General features: G+C 68.5%; 3 protein-coding genes. 2 read left to right on the top strand and 1 reads right to left on the bottom strand.

All coding sequences use genetic code 11. The features are described 5' to 3' along the window. Positions 1–285 (bottom strand): phosphoenolpyruvate carboxylase (locus AC1DYN_RS32245; protein WP_477966825.1); only part of this gene is annotated, 285 nt, incomplete at its 3' end. 185 nt (positions 286–470) lie between these two features. Here AC1DYN_RS32245 and hemC point away from each other — a divergent pair. Both hemC and AC1DYN_RS32235 read left to right on the top strand, forming a co-directional pair. Further along, on the top strand, positions 471–1,430 hold the full coding sequence (hemC, locus tag AC1DYN_RS32240) for a hydroxymethylbilane synthase (protein WP_332529931.1): 960 nt from the start codon (positions 471–473) through the stop codon (positions 1,428–1,430). Between the two features lies 1 nt (position 1,431). Then, positions 1,432–2,003, top strand: a 572-nt coding sequence (locus AC1DYN_RS32235; protein WP_477966822.1) for a uroporphyrinogen-III synthase, incomplete at its 3' end; no start/stop codon positions are given.

Below are 2,003 nucleotides of genomic sequence, written 5' to 3'. Positions count from 1 at the left end.
ATTGGCCAGGTGCGAAAAGTACGAGAACGCGCGCACGACCGAGATGGTCTGGTCGCGCGTGAGCCCGTGCAGCATCGTGGTGAGTTCTTTGCTGGCGTCGGGATCGTCGTCGCGCCTGAAGCGCACGGCGGTCTGGCGGATGGTTTCGACCAGGTCGAAGACCTCGGCGCCTTCCTGGTCGCGCAGTACGTCGCCCAGCAGGCGGCCGAGCAGGCGGATGTCTTCTTTGAGCGGCGCGTCCTTGTCGGCGCCGGCGGTTACGTCAGGGAGAGCAGGATTGTTCATATCAACCACAAGTAAGCGTTGTGCGAGGGCGGTTGGCCACGGTCTGCAAGAGGCCCCCATGATAAAATTTGTGATCTTATGCAGGGAGCGGTTACCGGCATCGGCCGGATCGGCCCAATGACAGTGAAAGAATTCGTGTGTTAGCAGCTATTCAGCAGGGTACTTCGGCGCCAGTGGCGCCAACGATGCCGTCAAAACTCATTATCGCATCCCGCGAGAGCCGCCTGGCCATGTGGCAGGCGGAGCACGTACGCGACCGGCTCGTCGCATTATATCCACAGTGCCGCGTCGAGATTCTCGGCATGACGACACGCGGCGACCAGATTCTCGACCGCACACTGTCGGCCGTCGGCGGCAAGGGCCTGTTCGTCAAGGAGCTCGAAGTCGCGATGGCCGAAGGCCGCGCCGACCTGGCCGTGCACTCGCTCAAGGACGTGCCGATGGAGCTGCCCGAAGGCTTCGAGCTGACCGCCGTGCTCGAACGCGAAGACCCGCGCGACGCGTTTGTCTCCAACGATTACGCCAGCCTCGACGCGCTGCCGGCCGGCGCCATCGTCGGCACCAGCAGCCTGCGCCGCCAGTCGCTGATCGCGGCGCGCTATCCGCACCTGGTCATCCTGCCGCTGCGCGGTAACCTGGATACGCGCCTGGGCAAGCTCGATCGCGGCGAATATGCCGCCATCATCCTGGCCGCCGCGGGCCTGAAGCGCCTCGGCCTGCCGCAGCGCATCCGCGCACTGCTCGAACCCGAAATGAGTTTGCCGGCGGCCGGGCAGGGCGCGATGGCGATCGAGATCCTGAGCAGCGCGCGCAGCGACGGCGTCGACCTGCGCGCCGTGCTGGCGCCGCTGAACCACGACGACACGGCCAGCGCCGTGCTGGCCGAGCGCAAGGTCTCGCGCATCTTTGGTGGTAGCTGCCAGATTCCGCTGGCGGCGTTCGCCACCGTGCAGGGCGGCCAACTGCGCCTGCGCGCGATGGTTGCCACGCCGGACGGCAAGCGCAGCGCGCACGCCGAAGTCAGCGGTCCGGTCGAGCAGCCCGAGTACCTGGGCGAGCAGGTGTCCGAGTTGCTGGCCCAGCAGGATGCGAATGCGATCCTGGCGGCGTGCCGTCTCGATGCCGCTGCAAACCAGGATGCCTGACATGCCTGAGACGGCGCGCGTCGTCGTCGTCACGCGCCCGCGCGCGCAGGCCGATGCGCTGGCGCAGGCGGTGACCGCCAGCGGCCGCACGGCCGTGCTGCTGCCGCTGCTCGAGATCAGCCCGGTCGACGATGCGGCGCCGCTACGCGCGGCGCTGGCTGAACTCGACCGGTTTGCGCTGGTCGCGTTCGTCTCGCCCAATGCCATCGACGCCGCGTTCGCGCACATCGACGCCTGGCCAGCGGCCGTGCCGGTGGCGATCGTCGGCGACGGCAGCCGCGCCGCGCTGGCACGCCACGGGGTGACCGGTGACGCATGTACGATCTTCAGCCCGGCCGACAGCGCGCACAGCGATTCCGAGCACCTGCTGCAGCGCCTCGACCTGGCGGCGTATGCCGGCAAACGCGTGCTGATCGTGCGCGGCGACGGCGGCCGCGAGCTGCTGGCCGACGCCTTGCGCGCCGCGGGCGCCCGGGTCGAACCGGTCGCGGCCTACCGCCGCGCGACGCCGGTATTGACGGCGGAACTGGCCACACGATTGCGCGCCTTGCTGGCGCAGCCAAACGACTGGAT

The sequence above is a fragment of the Rhizobacter sp. P2_D12 genome, from assembly GCF_056404395.1.
Note: the sequence above shows the minus strand (reverse complement) of the source record. Positions and strands in the feature narration are given on the sequence as shown.

Excerpts from the sequence above, each read along its gene's own strand:
- hemC (WP_332529931.1), top strand. The coding sequence starts at position 471 with ATGCCGTCAAAACTCATTATCGCATCCCGCGAGAGCCGCCTGGCCATG.